Origin of the sequence: Acetobacterium sp. MES1, assembly GCF_002237635.1 — a bacterium.
Lineage (GTDB): Bacteria > Bacillota > Clostridia > Eubacteriales > Eubacteriaceae > Acetobacterium > Acetobacterium wieringae.
Genome location: NZ_MJUY01000056.1, coordinates 1 through 2,970, shown reverse-complemented (window position 1 = coordinate 2,970; position 2,970 = coordinate 1). Strand labels below are relative to the sequence as shown.

The following is a 2,970-nucleotide window of genomic DNA, read 5'->3' as shown; positions in this document are numbered from 1 at the left end:
CCCCGGCTTCTAAGGCCTCAATTTTTTTTATAATCTCATCTTCATGCTTCTTTTTTTCTTCTTCCTGTAATGCTTCCAAAAGTCGTAATTTTTCGCTGTTCATCTAAGATGCCCACACCTCCAGACTGTTTAAGTTTTTGTATAATTCGATTTTCTCTTCATGTGTTCCTTTGAGCAGTGTATCCAATAAATAGTTGACGGTTTCCCATTGGTGGATGGCCTTAACATAACGGGGATGGAGCTCATCCATTTCACTTACCGGCTTGTATTTCAAGATATTTTTCCAATAAAAACGTGCCAGCTGTGCATGATCTGAATATGTCCGATCACACCAATCATCAAATGCTTTCTGCAATTGCCGTTGCCGTTCCATTTCCTGTATTTTGGCGGTATCGGGCCGGTATTCGCCTTTAAGATCAAGCCCTAAACCAAAGTCGGCATTAAGCTTGTTCACTACCTCTAAAGGCTCCAAGTCAAATAGTTTGGCAACCAGATCAATTGCCGATCCACCAGCACCACAGGCAAAGCATTTAAAACGGTTGTTTTTAAAGCTCATGCTTTCATGATGATCATCATGGAAGAGGCATAAGGCTTTATGATGCCGGTTGACCTCAAGCCCGTATCGCCTGGCTACCTCTTCAATGTCAAGGGTTTGGCGAATATGATCAAAGGGGTCAATCATTTTATTCGGCCTATGTTCCTTTTAAACTCTGTCATCCGGTCGGTGCTGATATGGGTAACGGCGGCTGGGGTTTCCTCTTCTGGCGTCTCTTCCTGGAAGGGGTTAAGTAGATATTCCAGCAAATCGTCAAAATTAATCAGATGCTTACGGCCTGCCTTAACGCTCTTGATTTTGCCATCCAATACCAGCCGTCTAATGGCGCACTGGGTTAATGCTGTGTGTTCGTCCAGAGCCTTTAATTCGGCTGATGCCTCTGGCACTGTCCGCATACGTGGGATATTCATTTATTTTTCCTCCCTGCTTAACTTTTCGATTGCTTCAAAAATCCGTTGTTTTTCCGCGTCTGGTAAAATATGGCGCATTTTCCGATAAAAAGTGGATTCTGCCATATTTAGACAATCCGCAATCTGCCATTGGAATAAATTGGCATCTTTAATCGCTTCTTTGATTTCCTTATTTATCATCTGGGTTCCTCCTAATGTTGTAAATTTGTTGCACATGTTTGAATTTCTTGCTATAATCATTATATAGCAAGAGTTGTAGTAGCGCAATAAAAAATAACATATAAATTTAAAAGAAAGAAAATCTTACATTTCGAGGTTGCTTATATGAATGATGTAAAATTTACTGGCTATGATAGCGTATTCGCTACACGTTTAAGGGAGTTAATGAGTGGAAATGGTACAACGCAAAAGGATTTAGCTGGTGTAACCGGGATAACAAGGCAAGCAATATCCCAATATATGGACGGCTCTGTCCAGCCTAATATAGAAAAACTGTATAAAATCTGTGATTTTTTCAAAGTTTCGGCTGATTATCTATTAGGGTTAAGTAGTGTAAAAAGTTTTGATATTGAAGAGAAGGCTATTGGTGAAAAAACAGGGTTAAGTGAAAGTGCGATAGAAAAGCTTTTAGGCTTAAATCGTGTGAAAAATATAAAAATGAAGATAAAAAGGAAAGACTTAGATGAAGCAACTTACAAACTGAAAAAGAGTATTAATCCTTCTGAAATTGACGTGATAATGAATTCCAAAGCTGAGGATGACCTTTTTTTCCCGTTCATGTTAAATAAATTTATTGAAGCCGATAAATTTTATATTCTATTAGGTTATTATGCCAAATATGCACTTGATCATACCTTGTTGAAAGATTATGAAAAATGGGCAAATGAATATTTAGATAATAATTTAACTGATGAAATAGTGAAAAACGCTATCGGTTATAATATCGAATCTTTAGAGGGGAGCAATGACGAAAAAAATGAAGCGATGAAATTAGTGCATGAACGGTTTTACAGTATGATAACAAAGGAGCTATTCAAAATTGATTTGAATAATGGTGATCTAGAGCTATTAAGTTATGTGTTTTTTAAAAGGGTTCAAAAGATAATGGTCACAATTGTTGAAAGTATTGAAAACGAGGCTAGAAATACAAAAGTAAATCAATTACGTTTTCTTCAGGTCACTCAAAAATTTGATGAGGTATTTAGAAGTCGTAAATTTAAATTGGTTGATGATTTGCAATTTAATGAAGACGACGGTCCACTTTAATTAGGAGGTATTCCCATGGCCAACATAGAAAAAAGAGGTAACACTTATCGGATCGTTGTTTCGGGTGGCTTTGATGTAAATGGGAAAAGAATAAAGCAGACCATGACCTATAAGCCTTCAGAGGATTTAAGCCCGGCCAAATTAAAAAAGGATCTGGAGAGGGTCGCCCATGAGTTTGAAGAAAAATGCAATTTGGGCTATGTCATGGACAGCAATATTAAGCTCATTGAGTTTATTGAGATCTGGTTTAAAAATTATGTGGGCAACAAGAACCTTTCCCCGGTAACAGTCAGGGGCTATCAAAACGAATCACTGAAAATAATTGAAGAGCTGGGGCATATTAAAATGGGCCAGATCACACCAAAGCACATTCAAGACTTTTATGCAAAGATCAAAGGTAGCACCGGTGTAAGAGGTGGGGAAAAATTCACGGTAACGCCGGAATATCTGGCAACCGTGGCCAACATGAAACAAAAGGACATTTCAGATAAAGCTGGGATCAATGACGATGCTCTACGACGATTAAAAAAAGGCGGTAACACAACCCACGAAATAGCCTGTAAGGTGGCTGCAGCTATTGGTAAAGATTTTGATACCCTCTTCATGTCAACCAACCCACAAAGGGAAGTGTCAAATGAAACGGTACTTCATTACCACAAATTATTGAATAACATCATGAATACCGCTGTTAAATGGGGTGTGATACCCTTTAACCCCATCGAAAAACGGGTGGAGCTA

5 protein-coding genes are annotated in these 2,970 nt (G+C 38.3%); 2 read left to right on the top strand and 3 right to left on the bottom strand.

Going from position 1 to position 2,970, the window contains the following annotated elements:
* Nucleotides 1–103 precede the first annotated feature (103 nt).
* The 3 genes from BI182_RS15480 to BI182_RS15470 are packed head-to-tail and all read right to left on the bottom strand — an operon-like array spanning nucleotide 104 to nucleotide 1,146.
* The gene (locus BI182_RS15480) at nucleotides 104–682 is read right to left on the bottom strand and encodes a CHC2 zinc finger domain-containing protein (RefSeq protein ID WP_286809193.1); all 579 of its coding nucleotides are present in this window, start codon (nucleotides 680–682) and stop codon (nucleotides 104–106) included.
* Nucleotides 679–966 (bottom strand): helix-turn-helix domain-containing protein, encoded by a 288-nt coding sequence (locus tag BI182_RS15475; protein WP_286809191.1) that lies wholly within the window; start codon nucleotides 964–966, stop codon nucleotides 679–681. The genes BI182_RS15480 and BI182_RS15475 overlap by 4 nt, the downstream gene beginning before the upstream one ends.
* On the bottom strand, nucleotides 967–1,146 hold the full coding sequence (locus BI182_RS15470; RefSeq protein ID WP_228882369.1) for a hypothetical protein: 180 nt from the start codon (nucleotides 1,144–1,146) through the stop codon (nucleotides 967–969).
* A gap of 144 nt (nucleotides 1,147–1,290) precedes the next feature.
* Here BI182_RS15470 and BI182_RS15465 point away from each other — a divergent pair, with 144 nt between their 5' ends.
* Entirely contained in the window at nucleotides 1,291–2,232 is a 942-nt protein-coding gene (locus BI182_RS15465) for a helix-turn-helix domain-containing protein (protein WP_286809189.1), read from the top strand.
* 15 nt (nucleotides 2,233–2,247) lie between these two features.
* Nucleotides 2,248–2,970: tyrosine-type recombinase/integrase (locus BI182_RS15460; protein WP_286809188.1), on the top strand; the 723-nt coding region annotated here is incomplete at its 3' end.

What these genes read in the sequence shown, in the direction of transcription:
- BI182_RS15465 (WP_286809189.1), top strand. Translation starts at nt 1,291, where the DNA reads ATGAATGATGTAAAATTTACTGGCTATGATAGCGTATTCGCTACACGT.
- BI182_RS15480 (WP_286809193.1), bottom strand. Translation starts at nt 682, where the DNA reads ATGATTGACCCCTTTGATCATATTCGCCAAACCCTTGACATTGAAGAG.
- BI182_RS15470 (WP_228882369.1), bottom strand. Translation starts at nt 1,146, where the DNA reads ATGATAAATAAGGAAATCAAAGAAGCGATTAAAGATGCCAATTTATTC.
- BI182_RS15475 (WP_286809191.1), bottom strand. Translation starts at nt 966, where the DNA reads ATGAATATCCCACGTATGCGGACAGTGCCAGAGGCATCAGCCGAATTA.